This window comes from Fortiea contorta PCC 7126 (assembly GCF_000332295.1).
In the GTDB taxonomy this organism is placed as follows: domain Bacteria; phylum Cyanobacteriota; class Cyanobacteriia; order Cyanobacteriales; family Nostocaceae; genus Fortiea; species Fortiea contorta.
The window spans coordinates 5,080,475-5,096,251 of record NZ_KB235930.1 but is presented as its reverse complement, the minus strand read 5'-3'; the positions used below and the strand labels follow the sequence as shown (position 1 = coordinate 5,096,251).

16 protein-coding genes are annotated in these 15,777 nt (G+C 42.2%); 6 read left to right on the top strand and 10 right to left on the bottom strand.

What is annotated here, in order from left to right; translation table 11 throughout:
* Positions 1 to 76: 76 nt before the first annotated feature.
* From MIC7126_RS0123840 to MIC7126_RS0123830, 3 genes are all read right to left on the bottom strand, one after another.
* Complete coding sequence (locus tag MIC7126_RS0123840) at positions 77 to 1,720, bottom strand: acetolactate synthase large subunit (protein WP_017655647.1); 1,644 nt, start codon at positions 1,718 to 1,720, stop codon at positions 77 to 79.
* Positions 1,721 to 1,852: 132 nt separating this feature from the next.
* The gene (locus tag MIC7126_RS0123835) at positions 1,853 to 3,220 is read right to left on the bottom strand and encodes an NAD-dependent succinate-semialdehyde dehydrogenase (RefSeq protein ID WP_017655646.1); all 1,368 of its coding nucleotides are present in this window, start codon (positions 3,218 to 3,220) and stop codon (positions 1,853 to 1,855) included.
* 317 nt (positions 3,221 to 3,537) lie between these two features.
* Positions 3,538 to 5,154 (bottom strand): adenylate/guanylate cyclase domain-containing protein, encoded by a 1,617-nt coding sequence (locus tag MIC7126_RS0123830; RefSeq protein ID WP_017655645.1) that lies wholly within the window; start codon positions 5,152 to 5,154, stop codon positions 3,538 to 3,540.
* 458 nt (positions 5,155 to 5,612) lie between these two features.
* On the opposite strand from MIC7126_RS0123830, the gene MIC7126_RS0123825 reads away from it, so the two are divergent.
* The gene (locus MIC7126_RS0123825; protein WP_017655644.1) at positions 5,613 to 5,984 is read left to right on the top strand and encodes a hypothetical protein; all 372 of its coding nucleotides are present in this window, start codon (positions 5,613 to 5,615) and stop codon (positions 5,982 to 5,984) included.
* Between the two features lie 7 nt (positions 5,985 to 5,991).
* Here MIC7126_RS0123825 and ylqF read toward each other — a convergent pair whose 3' ends face one another.
* Together ylqF and MIC7126_RS0123815 are read right to left on the bottom strand one after the other, a co-directional pair.
* Positions 5,992 to 6,879 carry a ribosome biogenesis GTPase YlqF gene (gene ylqF, locus MIC7126_RS0123820; RefSeq protein ID WP_017655643.1) on the bottom strand — a complete coding sequence of 296 codons (888 nt, stop codon included), beginning with the start codon at positions 6,877 to 6,879 and terminating at the stop codon, positions 5,992 to 5,994.
* A 34-nt stretch (positions 6,880 to 6,913) separates the two neighbouring features.
* A complete protein-coding gene (locus tag MIC7126_RS0123815; protein ID WP_017655642.1) occupies positions 6,914 to 7,303 on the bottom strand; it encodes a VOC family protein in 390 nt (129 codons plus the stop codon).
* Positions 7,304 to 7,531: 228 nt separating this feature from the next.
* Between MIC7126_RS0123815 and MIC7126_RS0123810 the strand changes: the two genes are divergently transcribed.
* Both MIC7126_RS0123810 and MIC7126_RS0123805 read left to right on the top strand, forming a co-directional pair.
* Positions 7,532 to 7,969, top strand: a complete 438-nt coding sequence (locus MIC7126_RS0123810) for an NUDIX hydrolase (protein ID WP_017655641.1) — start codon at positions 7,532 to 7,534, stop codon at positions 7,967 to 7,969.
* A gap of 356 nt (positions 7,970 to 8,325) precedes the next feature.
* A complete protein-coding gene (locus MIC7126_RS0123805) occupies positions 8,326 to 8,559 on the top strand; it encodes a Nif11-like leader peptide family natural product precursor (protein WP_017655640.1) in 234 nt (77 codons plus the stop codon).
* Positions 8,560 to 8,622: 63 nt separating this feature from the next.
* Here the strand turns inward: MIC7126_RS0123805 and MIC7126_RS0123800 are convergent, their stop codons facing one another.
* Together MIC7126_RS0123800 and MIC7126_RS0123795 are read right to left on the bottom strand one after the other, a co-directional pair.
* Positions 8,623 to 9,198 carry a DUF924 family protein gene (locus MIC7126_RS0123800; RefSeq protein ID WP_017655639.1) on the bottom strand — a complete coding sequence of 192 codons (576 nt, stop codon included), beginning with the start codon at positions 9,196 to 9,198 and terminating at the stop codon, positions 8,623 to 8,625.
* Positions 9,199 to 9,203: 5 nt separating this feature from the next.
* Entirely contained in the window at positions 9,204 to 9,761 is a 558-nt protein-coding gene (locus MIC7126_RS0123795) for an SRPBCC family protein (RefSeq protein WP_017655638.1), read from the bottom strand.
* Positions 9,762 to 10,058: 297 nt separating this feature from the next.
* Between MIC7126_RS0123795 and MIC7126_RS0123790 the strand changes: the two genes are divergently transcribed.
* Both MIC7126_RS0123790 and MIC7126_RS0123785 read left to right on the top strand, forming a co-directional pair.
* Positions 10,059 to 10,253, top strand: coding sequence for a hypothetical protein (locus MIC7126_RS0123790; RefSeq protein ID WP_017655637.1), 195 nt, complete (start codon positions 10,059 to 10,061; stop codon positions 10,251 to 10,253).
* 260 nt (positions 10,254 to 10,513) lie between these two features.
* On the top strand, positions 10,514 to 11,740 hold the full coding sequence (locus tag MIC7126_RS0123785) for a BaiN/RdsA family NAD(P)/FAD-dependent oxidoreductase (protein WP_026100492.1): 1,227 nt from the start codon (positions 10,514 to 10,516) through the stop codon (positions 11,738 to 11,740).
* Here the strand turns inward: MIC7126_RS0123785 and MIC7126_RS0123780 are convergent.
* The 3 genes from MIC7126_RS0123780 to MIC7126_RS30775 all read right to left on the bottom strand — a co-directional run bounded on the left by MIC7126_RS0123780 (position 11,727) and on the right by MIC7126_RS30775 (position 14,369).
* Positions 11,727 to 12,830, bottom strand: a complete 1,104-nt coding sequence (locus MIC7126_RS0123780) for a glycosyltransferase family protein (RefSeq protein ID WP_017655635.1) — start codon at positions 12,828 to 12,830, stop codon at positions 11,727 to 11,729. The genes MIC7126_RS0123785 and MIC7126_RS0123780 overlap by 14 nt on opposite strands.
* 154 nt (positions 12,831 to 12,984) lie before the next feature.
* Positions 12,985 to 14,169: an aminotransferase class V-fold PLP-dependent enzyme gene (locus MIC7126_RS0123775; RefSeq protein ID WP_017655634.1), complete on the bottom strand. Its 1,185-nt coding sequence runs from the start codon at positions 14,167 to 14,169 to the stop codon at positions 12,985 to 12,987.
* A 62-nt stretch (positions 14,170 to 14,231) separates the two neighbouring features.
* Positions 14,232 to 14,369, bottom strand: a complete 138-nt coding sequence (locus tag MIC7126_RS30775) for a hypothetical protein (protein WP_154655963.1) — start codon at positions 14,367 to 14,369, stop codon at positions 14,232 to 14,234.
* A gap of 512 nt (positions 14,370 to 14,881) precedes the next feature.
* Between MIC7126_RS30775 and MIC7126_RS0123770 the strand changes: the two genes are divergently transcribed.
* A complete protein-coding gene (locus tag MIC7126_RS0123770) occupies positions 14,882 to 15,520 on the top strand; it encodes a PEP-CTERM sorting domain-containing protein (protein ID WP_017655633.1) in 639 nt (212 codons plus the stop codon).
* The last annotated feature ends 257 nt before the right edge of the window (positions 15,521 to 15,777 follow it).

Genomic DNA, 15,777 nt, shown 5'->3' with positions numbered 1-15,777 from the left:
ACAAAAAACTCCACCTACAAAAAGATGGAGTTTTTAATTAATTAATCTAATGCCAAAAAATCAGCCGAAAAATATCTTACACAGCGCAATTCAAATCACCGGCTTTTTGTGTAAAGCGGCGATTTTCTCGATAATCCACAGGACAATCAATCACTGCAGGGACATCTTGCGCGAGGGCTTCTTTGAGTACAGGAATTAAATCCGTCGCCGATTCCACGCGATAACCTTTTAAACCCATACTTTCCGCTAATTTGACAAAATCAGGATTGCCAAAATGCACAAAAGATGATTTCCCAGGGCCAAAATGATTTTCTTGTTTCCACTCAATTAAACCGTAGCCACCATCATTAAAAATTAAGGTGACAAAAGGCGTACCCACGCGCAAAGCTGTTTCTAATTCCTGACAATTCATCATAAAGCCACCGTCACCAGTTGCGGCGACAACCTTGCGGTGGGGATGAACAAGTTTAGCTGCTAAAGCACCGGGAATAGCAATACCCATCGCTGCAAAACCGTTAGAAATTAAACAAGTATTGGGGCTATGACAATGATAATGACGAGCAATCCACATTTTGTGGGCACCAACATCAGAAATCACAATATCATCCGGCCCCATCACTTGTCGTAAGTCATAAATTAACTTTTGTGGTTTGATGGGGAAACCGTCATCATGGGCATGTTCTTCGTAATCAGCGCGAATATTTCCCCGCAAGCTGATAGCGTAGGGATTGGATTTGCCTTGTCTATCTGCTAGCTTTAAGATTTCATTGAGAGAATCAGAAATATCCCCAACAACTTCAACATTAGGAATATAACTACTATCTGTTTCGGCTGAATCAGCGGCAATATGTAGAATGGGAATTGTCCCGTCAGGATTCCATTTCTTCGGAGAAAATTCGATTAAATCATAGCCAATAGCAATGACTAAATCTGTGTTATCAAAACCGCAGGTGATGAAATCTCGTTGTTGTAATCCCACCGACCACAAAGCTAGATGATGAGTGTAGGGGATAACACCTTTACCCATAAAAGTGTTAGCCACGGGAATATTCATCTGTGTAGCAAATTGGGTGACGGCATCACTAGCGTGGGCACGGATGGCGCCATTTCCTACTAAGATTAAAGGGTTAACTGCTTGAGAAATTGCGGCTGCTGCTGCCCGCACACTAGCAAAGGAAGCATAGGTTTTTTGAATGTTATCTTTATGTAATGCTTTGCCTTCTACTGGCATGGCAGCAATATTTTCAGGCAAATCGATATGAACTGCACCGGGTTTTTCTGTTTGTGCGAGCTTGAATGCTTTTCGCACCACTTCTGGTGTAATACTAGGGCGGACAATTTGTTTATTCCACTTAGTTACAGGGGCGAACATAGCCACCAAATCTAAATATTGATGGGATTCGATGTGCATTCTATCTGTGCCTACTTGCCCAGTAATAGCCACTAGAGGTGCACCATCGAGGTTAGCATCTGCTACCCCTGTCATTAAATTTGTAGCCCCAGGGCCGAGAGTTGAAAGACAAACTCCGGCTTTTCCTGTTAGGCGTCCATAGACGTCCGCCATGAAGGCTGCACCCTGTTCATGTCTGGTGGTAATAAATTGAATGGAAGAATTTTTGAGTGCTTCTAAAACATGTAGGTTTTCTTCGCCAGGAAGACCAAAAACATATTGCACCCCTTCATTTTCTAAACACTGTACTAACAGTTCTGCGGTATTCATTTGATTTCCTCGCTAGCGACTGGGGATTTGGGGCTGGGGGCTGGGGATTAGGGACTGGGGATTAGGAAATAGGAATAATTCTATACCTAACCTCTAACCCCTAACCTCTAACCCCTAACCTCTAACTCCTAATTACTTGACCCACACAGTTTTAACATTGACAAATTCATGTATACCTTGGATACTCAATTCTCTGCCGTATCCAGAACGCTTAATACCACCAAAAGGTAGGCGGGGGTCAGATTTCACCATACTGTTGATAAATACTGAACCTGCTTCTATTTCTGTGATTAAGCGATCGCTTTCTTGGGCGTTGGTTGTCCAGGCGCTAGCACCTAGGCCAAAAGGTGTAGCATTGGCTAGTTTGATGGCGGCGTCGATGTCTGGAACCCGAAATAACAAGGCTACTGGCCCAAAAAATTCTTCTTGGGCGATCGGGCTATCTTGGGGAACGTCGGTGATGATTGTCGGTGGGTAGAAGTTACCGGGGCGATCGCCCAGAGGCTGTCCACCGGTGAGAATTTTACCGCCGCTGGCGACTGCAGCTTGCACTTGTTGGTTGAGTTCCTGAAGAATATCAGGAGTTGCTAATGGGCCTAAGTCGGTATCTGGTTCCATGGGATCGCCAACTTTCAACGCCAGGAATTTATTTAACAACAGCTTTTCAAATTTGTCAGCGATCGCTTCTGCTACAATGAAGCGTTTCGCTGCTATACAAGATTGGCCGTTGTTTAACATTCGTGCTGTAGTTGCTGTGACAACTGCTGTCTCTAAATCAGCACTTTCTAACACGATAAAGGGGTCGCTTCCTCCCAATTCTAAAACGGTTTTTTTGAGTTGTTTGCCGGCGGCGACGGCTAAAGATGCGCCTGCGGGTTCGCTTCCCGTCAAGGTGGCTGCTTTGACTCTTTCGTCGGCCATTAAATTGGCTACTCTCGCAGCATCGATTAAGAGAGTTTGAAATACTCCTTGCGGAAAACCAGCTCGTTTAATAATATCTTCGATTGCCAAAGCACACTGTGGCACATTAGAAGCATGTTTGAGTAAGCCGACGTTTCCCGCCATGAGTGTGGGAGCGACAAAGCGGAACACTTGCCAAAAGGGGAAATTCCATGGCATTACTGCCAGAATTACACCTAGGGGTTGGTAACGAACAAAACTTTTACCACCATCGGTTTTCACTGGGACATCAGCTAGAAAACCTGGGGCTTGTTCGGCGTAGTAGCGACAGACGAGGGCACATTTTTCTGTTTCGGCGATCGCTGCTTTCAAAGGTTTACCCATTTCTAGGGTCATCAATTTGGCAAATTCGACCTTCTCTTGTTCTAAAATGTCTGCAGCTTTTTGTAGCCAGTGCGATCGCTCATCCAAGCTTGTTTGGCGGTAATGCTCGAACGCTTGACCTGCCAAATCCAGTTTAGCGGCAATTTCTGAATGATCGTGCGGCTCAAAAGTTTGAAAAGTCTCCCCTGTTGCGGGATTAATGGTGGCGATAGCCATGACCTGACCTCCCGTTCATAAATAGCTGAAGATAGCTTCCTCGTGTGACACCAATTCGTAATTCATCGTTACAAAAGGCTGATTCCATCATGATTTTCAAATTTGAGTCTGTTGCCTAATTTTGGAGAATTGGGATGACACAGCTCGATTTCACCAGCTCCACCCAAATTCTAGTCCTTTAAAAAAGAGTTGGTTCTTTTTTATTAATTTTTCGCAATTTATTTTGATATAAAAGATACAAATTAACTAAGTATTTATATTTATATAATTTTGATTGTGTCCGAGGGTGTTGAGGTAGCAGTGGCTCACCCATTCCCCTAATGCATCCTCGTTTGATAAACTTTCACTAATCGGTTAATTCCTTTAAAACGGTAATCTCCCATTTCCTGGAAGTCTGAGGGATCAGAAAGCATTTTAAAAGTAGCTTCACTAATAATGCATTCTCCGGGGGGACACACTCCTTCCATCCGCGCCGCTAAATTAATTGTGGTGCCTAAGGCTGTATATTCTACTCTTTGGGAGCTACCAACATCGCCCACAACGGCTTTGCCACTATTGATAGCAATTCTTAATTGTAAGGGTTCGTGCCAAAAACCGTTAACATTGAGCTTTTCTAACCGAGTGAGCATACCCTTAGCAGCGGAAGTGGCGCGATTTGCGTGGTCTGATTGTGGTTCGGGAGCACCAAAAAAGGCCATGATACAATCACCAATATATTTATCTAAAGTGCCACCATAGGCAAACACTTCTTGCAGCATTTCTTCAAAAAAATTATTTAATAATTGCGCGATCTCTGTTGGTGTTAACCGTTCAGATATGGCTGTAAATCCCACTAAATCGGCAAATAAAATACTAATTTCGCTTTCTGTAGGCAGCAACCGCCCATCTGGTAATCCACCTACAGATATTAACTGTTGTACCACGCCTGGAGAATGATAACGCTCTAGTTTGTGACGGATCATTTCTTCTGTTTTCAGCCTATCTACTAACAACCAACGTTGCACACTAGAAGCAACAAGATTCGCTAAAGCTGAAAAAAAGCTGAGTTCTTCTTCACCTTCTTTTGCCCAGTGATAAGAAGAAAGATGAGCATCAGCATAGAGAACGCCTACGACTTTATTTTCATCCCATAAGGGAACCGCCATGGCGCTGCGAATTCCTTTGACTAAAATACTGTGTTCTCCGGAAAATCGTTCATCTTTATGGGTGTCAGCAGTTTGAATAACAACTTTTTCTGCAAATACTTTCTGACAAATACTGCGGCTAATCCAACTACCATCAGCGGTTAAGTTTTCTTGTTGGGAAGCGTTTCTAGCAGCAGCGTTGATTAATTCTAAATTACCGCCTCCATTAACATCTATTAATAATGCCAAACGGTCAATACTATTAAGATAACGAAAAACTACTTGTTGTACTTGTGAAAAAATTTCTTGGATTGAGGTAGCTGCACAAAGATTTTTGGCAATATCTACTAAATCCTTCAGGCGAGCAATTGTTTTATCTTTATTGCTGAGTTTCCCATCTTTACTATCAGCTTCGATCCATCGCTGTTGTAATTGTTCGGCGTTGTGAAGAATCGTTCTTTGTTCTGCGGTTTCCACACTTGATGTCGCTATTGGGAGCACGTTGGGATTCAAAGTTGAGAACAGCACGAAAATGCTAACGTTGCCTAACCAAATAATATCACCATGCTGCAACTCCTGGGGATGGGTAACAAGACGTTCATTAACTTGTGTCCCATTTTTACTGCCTAAATCTTCAATTGTCCAAATATTTACAGATTTTCTCACTAGCCTAGCATGGTTGCGAGAAACTCCACCAAAGGGTAGGTATAAATTACATTCTGGTAAACGACCAATCGTGAATACATCTTGATCGACTGAAATTGTGGTTTCAGCTTCTCCCTCTTGTAGGCGTAGTTTGAGTTCAATCATGAGTGTGAAAATCAAGTTGTTGTGGAAGGGGTGAGGGACCGAGGGTTAGGGAAATAACACATAAATTTGTTTCAACCACTTAGACCAATACAGATTTTGGATTGAAAACCTGAAGCCATAGACTATTCGAGTCTCAATTTGGCATTCTCTCTACTCCCCATTAGCTAGTCGCCTAGGCTATACTATCGTGCGATCGCGGAAATTAGCATTTCTAGTGCGTATAGTTTGCTATAACTATGCTTAGTTGTGCAAATGTGGCTGGTAAGTAAGGCGGTGCAAATAAAGCTAACTAATGGGGAACGGTATTGGTCACTTGTTATTTATGATTTGTAATTGGAAACTTGTCAGGGTTTGGGTGTATCTACGTTCTGTAATCTAGTTTTTTTTCTAATCGCCAATTTACTTATTTCTCATGATGAGATTAGGATTAAATCTAGGAAGCTTGAGAGATTAAATATATGAAATCCTTTCCTTTAGGGTTATGTTTTATAATTGGTGCGATCGCTATGCCTCATAGTGCTTATGCCAATCAAGAAAACGCCTCCACAACTACACAGCCGAGTAATCAGGCGGCAATTTTGATGACTGCACCGGCCACAATCAATAATAACTGGGATAGTTCACAACAGACCACGGACTCGGTTTTGGTGGTACGCGAGCAAGGCTGCAAAAAAGTTAGTCCGCTTGATTTGATTAAAAATCCAGGCGCTTTTTTTGAGCAGTGCGAATCCGCCAAGAATTATCGACCTCCGCAGAATGGCGAGCCTGTAGAATATTTAAAAGTTCCTCGCCTAGATTCTGGTGTAAACTTGACGGTTACTCAGTTTTGAGATGTGTCTATTGATAATCTGGTGGGATTTCTAAGGGGATAGTACCGAAGAAACCTTTGCGATAATCTGTTAAAAGTTGCCTTGCAGCTCGCTCAACATCACCTTGATAGCGATGCTCTGCTAACGCGTGCAAGTATGCTTCTCCTGTATGGGGTGTGGAGTCTAGTTCATAGCGGGACTCTAACGGTTTTTGCGGTAGCAAATTCGGGGCTATGTGCTGGAGATAATTCAGTATATCTACTAATTCAGCCGCTACTAGTTGATTATCATAAGCAGCTTCACCAATATCATCGCAAATAGCTAATTTGAGGGCTGCTCCTTGGTCTTCCAATTTTAAAGGAATGACTCCAGGCGCATCTAGTAACTCCAATTGTTCAGAAATTCGTACCCACCGCAGTTGACGAGTCACACCGGGACGAGCGGCGCTTTCCACAACTCGTTTTCCTAAAAGACGGTTAATTAAGGCTGATTTACCCACATTAGGAAAACCAATTACCACGGCGCGGACTGGACGGGGTAACATTCCCCGTGAGCTGCGACGTTGATTGAGTTCTACCCCAGCTGCTTGTGCGGCTTTGGACACAGCAACGACACCTTGTCCGTGTTGAGCGTTGGTAAAATAAGCGGTTTCTCCCTGACGCTTAGACCAATCTATCCATAAATCACGCATTTGGGGTGTGATCATATCTACCCGGTTAAAAATCAACACTCGCGCCTTATTCCCCACCCACTCGTCGATTTGGGGATGGTGTGTCGCTAAAGGAATCCGGGCATCTCTCACTTCCAATACTACATCTACCCGTTTGAGTTGTTCTTTGAGGTTTTTTTCTGCTTTGGCAATATGACCGGGATACCATTGGATAACGTTTAATTTATAGTTTTGAGTTAAAGCCATAGGTTGTTATTTGTTATTGGTTATTTGTTATTTGTTATTTCTGCTTCATCACCCTATCACTGTTGATGGCTTCATGTAGAATTAATCGATTCCCATCCGGATCATAGGCGTAAATTTCTCTACCGTGAGCAGCAAGGGAGATTTCACCGGGTGGGGGATAACCTAGGGTTGTGAGGTGGGCGATCGCATTTTCTAAATTACTCACCTCTAAACACAAACTTATCTTACTTGTGCTACTACTGGCAAATTCAGATGCATGGGTTTGTTTTGGCTGAAAAATACCCAATCGCCACCCACAAATCTGAAATTCTGCATAGATATTCGGGATGATAGTTGTTGGTTTTTTCTCCAATAACTGAGTATAAAAATTTATCAACTCCTCAAAATTAGTCGATGCTAAAGTCACGAGTGCGTCTTTAATCATTGTTGCCAACTTTAATTTTAGTTTTACCACCAATTTTTGAGAAATCACCACTTTTTTTAATCATGTAAGCTTTTAAAAAATGTATTATCCATACAAGTATATTTAAAAAAATGCAGGTAGGATTATGTTAGAACTACGATTAGATTATTTTATCAACATCCTGTCTCAATTTCCTGACGAATAGGCGTCAGTAATGAGTAATTAATAAGACTACAGGAGCTAAATCGTATGAGTCGAAAAATCTGCAAAGTATTTCAGCAATCTGGGGTAATTCCTTATCGGGTGCAAGATGGTAGAGTAGAAGTCTTGTTGATTACAACCCGCGATCGCCGGCGTTGGGCTATTCCTAAAGGAGGAATTTCTCATGGAATGAGTCCACCAGCATCAGCAGCAAAGGAAGCATGGGAAGAAGCGGGGGTAATTGGGCAGGTGTGTACTGAAGAATTTGCTATTTATGAGTATCGCAAGCAGGGTAAAATTTATCAAGTCTCGATGTATTTATTACCCGTGGAAATAGTGAGTGAAGTTTATCCAGAAGCTAGTAAAAGAAAAAGGCGGTGGATAGAGATTACTAAAGCTGTCCGGCGGATTAAAACTGCTCCTCTTAAACAAGTTTTTCAGGTGTTTATTCAGACTGGTTTAGATAGTTATGTCTTGGAGCACTAGTTGTCCGCTCATCTGCGTCTGTTAATTATCAAGGGTCTTTTGTATCTTTCTTTTGGTAGATAATTTATTTGATGCAACTTAGTATAATCATACAAGTTTGCATAATTTTTATTCACAAAAATATATTGGCTCATCTCACCGAGTAGCAATTCAGTATCTTGGTGAAGTAGAAAATATTACGGGGGCACAAAATTGTTGTGACCTTACCCACGTATTCGTTTATCTAAACAATAGCGTCATATCTCTACAATAAGTTTTTGCAAATTGGTAGAATATTTCATCCGCGCCGGAATCACTTACTAGTGCAATGTAGTTTTTAGTAGAGGTAAAAATCATAATTAAGGAGCAAAATCGTTATGTCGTTAACACAGGTTAACGCTTTTTATGAGTTGCTGATATCAGAGCCAGCGATTTATCAGGAATATTATAATAAATGTTGTCGTCAGGGTTTCTTTGGTAGTTACCATTGGGATAAAAGTAAAATTATTAGCTTGGCTGCGACTTTAGGATATAACTTTAATGAAAATGAATTAATTCACCTCTGGCTGGAAGGTGAGCAAAGTTATTCTCAGGTTGGACAGATGTCTTAATATGGGGCATAGGGTATAGCCTATGCCCAAAAACTCCACTTTTTTGTGGGTGGAGTTTTTTATTTAAAACAGAGAATTTGGCTTGAGCAAAAATTCTTTTTCCTCTGATGTTGAGGTACGTCCTAAAATAATATTGCGATGGGGAAAACGCCCAAAACGCTGTATTATTTCTAAATGCTGTAATGCATAATCAATCGCCGCCGCACTATCAAGATCGTGACTGATTTGCTGAAATAGTTCCACACAGCGACGCTGATGATCTAAGTTCTCGCTGTGTTCAAAAGGTAGATAAATAAACCAGCGTTGGACTGGTAATAATTCCTGATCGTAACCTTGGGCTACGGCGTGGTGTGCGGCTGAAAGCGCTTCCCAATCGGTTGCAAAAGCTTCAGGTGTGCCACGAAACATATTTCGAGGAAATTGATCCAGCAATATAATCAATGCTAGACAAGTTTCGGGTGTGTCGATCCAATCATCTAAGTAACCCCCGGCTGCTTTTTGGTAATCTTTGAGGAATCTGCTACGCAGTTCTTCGTCAAACTCTGGTGTTTTATTAAACCAAAAACCTTGTGGTTTACCATAACCAGGCGCATCGGGATGACCAAACCAAAACTCCAAGATAGCTTTTGCCTGTGACATTGCCTTTATTGACCCTTACAAAGCACTTGTCGCATTTTACGCATATTTGCAGGCAATTCAAAATTCATTGCTTGTTGAATGAAAATTGAGGGGATCGGGATATTGGGGGTAGCTTGGACATTATAAGCGACCAATGTGCCGTTACCACAATCTTTTAGCTCTAAATTGGCTCTAAAGTCCTCAAAAGTCCCTTTTTCCATGCGAAATTGAATTTGCTGCCCGATGATTTCTACCACATTCAGGTAAATTTCTACTTGGGCTGTGAAAAATAGAAAGGCTTTTTGTGCTGCTTGATACAGGCGCTTGGCTTCGCCTCTCTGTAAAACTTCGCTTTTGGTAATGTCAGGAAAATACTGTACCCAACGAGGATAATCAGTAAGTTGTTGCCATACTTGCGATCGCACCAGTGGTACGTACATCCACGCTGTAACTGCACCACCCGATTTGGTGTGTGCTCCTGATTTTACTAAAATTTCGCCCTGCATCAATAACTTTTGTTCATCTTGGCTCCAGGGGATTTCGGGTTCGGGAATTGCTGAGTTTGTTCTATAAAATGCAGACATATTGATTTCTACTCCTCCACTAATCCGTTTCACAAGGTGGAAATTACTGACCACCAGACCAGATCAAGTCCAACCCATTAAATTCTAGTTCCAGTCCAACTGGTAAATTTTCCGGAAATAGTTAGTCTGGGATTATTATTATGTGAATTTACTTAAAAGTTTGTGTTTTTTTTACGAGTATTCGGCTCAACCTTTAAGTACTTTTCACATTAGCAACAGTTCTAGATTAAAAATTACGTTGGCAACAGCTAGAATGGCACAAACACAAACGACTATGCAAGTTAAAAGGGAAATTTGATGAGTCAGTCTTCTTTAAATCGCAGATTAACCCAGGTCTTCGGTGTTCTCTTGGGGATGGGTATTGCTGTTTGGGTGTTGAGAGGTTTTGGTTTGCTCTCTTTTCTTCCCGGTGGCGTGATCTGGCTATTATTACTAGGGGCGATCGCTGTTGGCATTCTCAGTTATGTCCAAAAAACTTGGTTACGGTTTTAAGTTTGTGTTATTTTTAACTTTAAAGAACGTAATTTCACTAAGTCTAATCATTTAAGGAAGATAAAACTATCTGTGAAATGCCGTCGGAAAAAGCTTGATGAAAACCAGTCTAAAAACATATCTTTTTTGTGTAAAGTGCAACGTAATAATTATAACATGCGCTTGATGGTGGGTAATTGTCAAGTAGTACTCATACCAACCCTGAATGACAAATTGTTATAATCCTCATAAATTCAGGTATTGTTGAGAGATTTTTGAACTTGTTATCGTTACGAATTGTAGTTATTGGGGGCGGAGCGGCGGGATTTTTTGGGGCGATCGCTTGTGCTCAAGCTAATCCCCACGCCCATGTCACTCTCATCGAAGCTAGTCGCCAACCACTAGCAAAAGTGCTGATTTCTGGTGGGGGTCGCTGTAATGTGACTCACGCTTGCTTTGAAGCTGAAGGGTTGGTGCAAAATTATCCACGGGGTGGTAAGGCTTTGCGGGGTGCGTTCACTCGCTTTCAAGCGCAAGATACGGTAACTTGGTTTGCAGAGCGCGGAGTCAGGCTAAAAACCGAAGCCGACGGGCGAATGTTTCCTATTACCGATAGTTCCGAGACAATTGTCGAGTGTTTGATTAAAACTGCGGCGACGAATGGGGTAGAAATTCGCATTGGGACGCCTGTTGTCTCGGTGAAACGAGGGAAAAATCAGTTTGAGATTGTTTGCAAAACCGGAGAAATTATTGAGTGCGATCGCTTATTATTAGCGACAGGAAGTAGCATCAGCGGTTATAAAATCCTCCAAGAGTTGGGTCATCACATCGAACCGCCTGTACCCTCACTATTCACCTTTAATATTCTCGACCAAAAACTGAGAGCCTTAGCCGGGGTCAGCGTGAACCCAGTACAATTGCAGTTGTCTGCTGGTGGGAAAACCCAACTAGAGCAAAACGGCCCCTTACTCATCACCCACTGGGGTATGAGCGGCCCTGCTGTTTTGAAGCTTTCGGCTTGGGGCGCAAGAGTTTTACATGACAGCCACTATCAAGCTACATTACTAGTTAATTGGTTGCCTGATTTATCATCAGAACAAGTACGGGAAAAAATCTTAGCTATCAAAAATGAATGGGGTAAACGCCCGATAGCATTGCATCGTGGTGTTGATTTACCCCATCGCCTCTGGCAATACATTATCACCCGCATCGGTATAACTGCAGAGGAGCGTTGGGCAGAAATATCTAACAAAACCTTAAATCAACTGTTACAAGAAATCACTCAAGGAGAATACTTGATTAAAGGTAAAGGCGCTTTCAAAGAAGAATTTGTTACTTGTGGTGGAGTTAATCTCAAAGAAGTTAACTTCAAGACGATGGAAAGTCGGTTAATTCCTGGTTTATACTTTGCAGGTGAAATTTTAGATATAGATGGCGTTACCGGCGGATTTAATTTTCAAAGTGCGTGGACGACTGCATATTTAGCAGGTAATGCTATGGGAAATTAGGAGCATGGAGCGTTGAGGATACGAATTCTATTGCTGCTTTGGCGATAAATTCATTACCATCTTTAGCCAGCGCTAGAGATTTTTTTGGTGGTTGGAGTGGTTGAGAAATAAAGTCCCAATTGTTTTTAAAAAACTCCGATGGTGAAAGAATTCGGTGCTGATTATAATTACTAATCCCGTCGAGGAGGAAAGGCGCTTCGGCAAAATCATCACGAGTAATAGTCACCACAGGTACATCTAATTTTGTGGCTTCTGCAAAAGTACCATAGCCGGGTTTAGATATGATTCGCTCACAAATTGCCATAAAATCTACAGGGCGGTATTTGACATCATTGATTTTTAAAATATTAGGTAAATCAGGCACAGATTTATCAAAAACAATGAATTGATAATCTGGAAATTGCCGTAAATTTTCATAGGGAATCGCCTCTAAACCCAAACCTCCAAAAGTTAATAAAATAGTCTTTTCTCTGGGTGCAGTTATACCCCATTTCTCACGCAAATCCTCAGCAGAATAACGGGGATTACCGCCAGTCAAACCAACATCGATGATATTATTAAAAGCCTGCATCGGTTCATGGAAAGGAAGCCGAAATAAGCGATCGCATTGGGAATAACAATCACTAATCCAATCAGCAATCGCAGCAAATTCGCCTCCCCAACTGCGATAGATCAAGTCCCAACCAAAGTTACTCATCATCCAGCAAGGAATATTTGCAGCTTTAGCTATCAGTGAAGCGAGAAAAGGAATATCTGCCAAAATAAGATTGACACGATTTTGACGAATGAAATTTACTTCTGAAGCAATCAGCGAATTTTGTTGTTGTTTAATTTCTCGCAATTTGGCTAAAGTCGCATCTTTATCCATTGTCAAACTATCTGATTGCACTACACCTAAATCGAATGCGCGGGGACGATGGATAAAATCACCTTCGATGTAACATTCTAGCAACCACCGAGGAGCAGTAGTCACCATAATTAACAACACTTCTGGACATAATTTTTGAATAGTTGCGGCGAGAGATGCGGTACGTGTCGCATGACCAAAGCCGTGGTTTGTGATTGCTATGTATAATGTTGGGCGTTGCATATAAATAATGAAGAATTGGTATGCAAATCTTGATCTGTTCTGTCATAACACATAGCAGGGGATAGGGGATAGGGATTAGGGAACGACTGCGTTAAAAGCGTGAGACAAAAATTATCCCATCATTTAACAACGCCTATTTCACAACAAAATTTTGCTATTGAAAAAACTCTTGCATCACTGCAATTAATTGCTCAATTTCTGATTCTAAAGTTAAGTAATGGACGGTAACTCTGACACAACTGGGGTTAGCAATGGTTCGAGTTAGGAATCTTTGTGATTCTAGAAATTGTACTAGTTTGGTGTGGGCTTGGGGTTGGTTGGGGATTTGGAATGAGACTATACCGCTTGTGGGTGGGGAAGTGCAAAGAGATTTGATATTTGCTAATGTTGCTAATTGTCGCCACAGATATTCGCTGTTATGGAGAATTTGCTCGTAGCGTTGTTGCGGTGTTCCCCATTGATGATGAACTGCGATCGCTGTTCTCAACCCAGCATATAACGGAAAGGCTGATGTCGCTACTTCATATCTTTGCCCACCTGGACGCCAATTCACCGGTTGGGCTTCACTATTAACAATAACGCCACGCAAGCCGATAAATGTGGGATGCAAGCTGGCGTTGGCTTCTGGGTGCACATACAAACCACCTACACCTGCGGGGCCGCACAACCACTTGTGACCGGTGAAAGCATAGAAATCTACGCCTAATTCTGTTAAGTTGAGGGGCAATGCTCCCACAGACTGAGCCGCGTCTACTAGAAGTAAACTGTTATTTTGCTTGCATACTGCAATTATTTTGTCAAGAGGTAAAACTTGTCCTGTGTTCCAGAGGACGTGACTTAATACCACAAGGCGCGTGTGGGGGCGCAGGTGTCGGGCGATCGCTGCTACGGGGTCGCCTTGATTGAGAGTCGCCATCAAGGGACAGGTGGTAACTTCCACAGCGAATCTGCGAGCGATTTCCTGTGTAGTCGCAATTACCCCAGGGTGCTCACAGTCTGATAATAATATGTGGTCGCCTGGGTGCCAGTCAAGACCCCAAAGAGCGATATTGCAACCGACAGTAACATTTTCTGTGAGTGTAATGGTTTGGGGTGAGACGTGTAACTCAGAAGCGATCGCTTCTCGTGTGACTTGAATTTCTTGATCGATCCAAAGACCCACCTCAGTGCTAAAAGGGCCTAAATCCTGGGTGCGAGTTTGCGCGTCAGTAATTGCATCTAGCGCCCCTTGGGGCATAGGCCCTTGTCCACCATAATTAAAATAAGCCTTATTTCCTAAAGCTGGAAACATCTGTCGATGTTGATTGAGCAGAGCTTTTGCCTGAGAAATACTAGTCATCACAGATTCACAAGAGACTCATCCTCATTGTCCCATCGAGCGATCGCTTTCTCGACGCCCAGTTACCGACGCTTTTTCGGCGATTTTAAAAAAGTAAAGGGAATTCCTAAACGTTGCGCTATGCGCTGCACTTGGCTTAAGGTTTTGTGAGTACGAATTTGCTGATGGCCCTTGTTGTTGTGATGTCTGCGGTCTTTCATCGATTTGTTTGCCTTTCCCTTAGCGATCGCAGTAGTTTAAATTTTATCTTGATCGGCATTTTATTTCCGCAGTTTTACTCCCATGGCTTCTGCTTTTTCAGTATTACCTGTAATTTAGTAAAGTTTTAATTAAAAATTCCCAGAAATCTTACCCAGAGAAAAATGCATTTTTACCTGTAGACGTTGCAATTGTTACGTTTGCAGTTATGTTTATTTTGTGTAAAGCGATACATCTTAATTATTGCGCTTGTCAATTACACATGACATCATGTTTCAGTGCAGCCACATTCGCCTCATTAAACCATGGTCAACAGACACAACTCGTTTGCGCCCGTCGAACAAATATGGTTTAAGGAAATGAAAGCGGCTCTGAGGTGCGAAATCAACGACAATTCAAAACAGTTATTTAAGTAGATATATTGTGAAGTCGGAGCGTGGGCGTTGTACGTACTGTTGATTAGCAAATCGCACTCATTCAACTGTTGTATTTTTAATTTGGAGAAACTCGACTCATGTTGACATCATTGAAAAAAGCCGCAGCTGTCGCAGCTCTTGGTGTTGGTATGCTGGCTGCTGTAGCTACAGCCCCCGCGAATGCTGCTAATATCAAGGCGTTCACTCTCAACGGTACATTTGAGAACACAGCGGTAAAACTCCAATCTCCTTTTGATGGGCCTAACCCTAATGGAATCAGTGTAAACTTGCAAGGTGGTTCCTTTGATGGGTTTTTTGAAGTAGATACAGATCTGTTACCCAGCAATACCAACGTACCTTTAACCAGTTGGATGGTGAATTTACGCAACGCTTCCAACAATATTTTGAAGACTCTGAGTAGCAGTGCGATTCAAGTTGATAGCTATATCAATAACAATACAATGCTAATCTCCGATAACAGCGGCTATAACACGTCAGGGTTGGATGTGATGAATTTGATTTTTCAATTCAACCCCAACTTTACCGGTACAGGTATTGGGACGGGATTTTTCTCTGATTACACCGCATTTTCAGGCGGTACAGGCTCTGGAGCACTCAGTGTTAACAGTGTGAACGCTCAACCTGTTCCCGAACCTTTGACCATGACTGCGACTGCAGTTGCTGCTGGTATGGGCTTGTGGATGAAGCGTAAGCACAAAGCTTCACAATCAGCGTAGTCTGATCAAAGAAGGGAATAGGGAATAGGGAATAGGGAACAGGGAATAGTTTTTTCAATTTGAGTTACCTCGCTTGAGTTGGGTATCTCTACAACTATCAAGTAGCAAGTTTCCGGTGGGGTATAAATCCCCGTTTGAAACATTCTGTTGCTTGTTACCCCTTAAGAGTTCCCTATTTAACATTGTGTCAGGACTTCAGTCCTGGATTTGTCAGCACTAAAGTGCTGAAAACAAACTTATGAAAATTTTGTGGAGAC

Coding starts and splice junctions, on each gene's coding strand:
- MIC7126_RS0123830 (WP_017655645.1), bottom strand. CDS start 5,154: ATGATTGAACTCAAACTACGCCTACAAGAGGGAGAAGCTGAAACCACA.
- MIC7126_RS0123805 (WP_017655640.1), top strand. CDS start 8,326: ATGTCGTTAACACAGGTTAACGCTTTTTATGAGTTGCTGATATCAGAG.
- MIC7126_RS0123795 (WP_017655638.1), bottom strand. CDS start 9,761: ATGTCTGCATTTTATAGAACAAACTCAGCAATTCCCGAACCCGAAATC.
- MIC7126_RS0123790 (WP_017655637.1), top strand. CDS start 10,059: ATGAGTCAGTCTTCTTTAAATCGCAGATTAACCCAGGTCTTCGGTGTT.
- MIC7126_RS0123825 (WP_017655644.1), top strand. CDS start 5,613: ATGAAATCCTTTCCTTTAGGGTTATGTTTTATAATTGGTGCGATCGCT.
- ylqF (WP_017655643.1), bottom strand. CDS start 6,879: ATGGCTTTAACTCAAAACTATAAATTAAACGTTATCCAATGGTATCCC.
- MIC7126_RS0123840 (WP_017655647.1), bottom strand. CDS start 1,720: ATGAATACCGCAGAACTGTTAGTACAGTGTTTAGAAAATGAAGGGGTG.
- MIC7126_RS30775 (WP_154655963.1), bottom strand. CDS start 14,369: ATGAAAGACCGCAGACATCACAACAACAAGGGCCATCAGCAAATTCGT.
- MIC7126_RS0123815 (WP_017655642.1), bottom strand. CDS start 7,303: ATGATTAAAGACGCACTCGTGACTTTAGCATCGACTAATTTTGAGGAG.
- MIC7126_RS0123835 (WP_017655646.1), bottom strand. CDS start 3,220: ATGGCTATCGCCACCATTAATCCCGCAACAGGGGAGACTTTTCAAACT.
- MIC7126_RS0123780 (WP_017655635.1), bottom strand. CDS start 12,830: ATGCAACGCCCAACATTATACATAGCAATCACAAACCACGGCTTTGGT.
- MIC7126_RS0123810 (WP_017655641.1), top strand. CDS start 7,532: ATGAGTCGAAAAATCTGCAAAGTATTTCAGCAATCTGGGGTAATTCCT.
- MIC7126_RS0123775 (WP_017655634.1), bottom strand. CDS start 14,169: ATGACTAGTATTTCTCAGGCAAAAGCTCTGCTCAATCAACATCGACAG.
- MIC7126_RS0123770 (WP_017655633.1), top strand. CDS start 14,882: ATGTTGACATCATTGAAAAAAGCCGCAGCTGTCGCAGCTCTTGGTGTT.
- MIC7126_RS0123800 (WP_017655639.1), bottom strand. CDS start 9,198: ATGTCACAGGCAAAAGCTATCTTGGAGTTTTGGTTTGGTCATCCCGAT.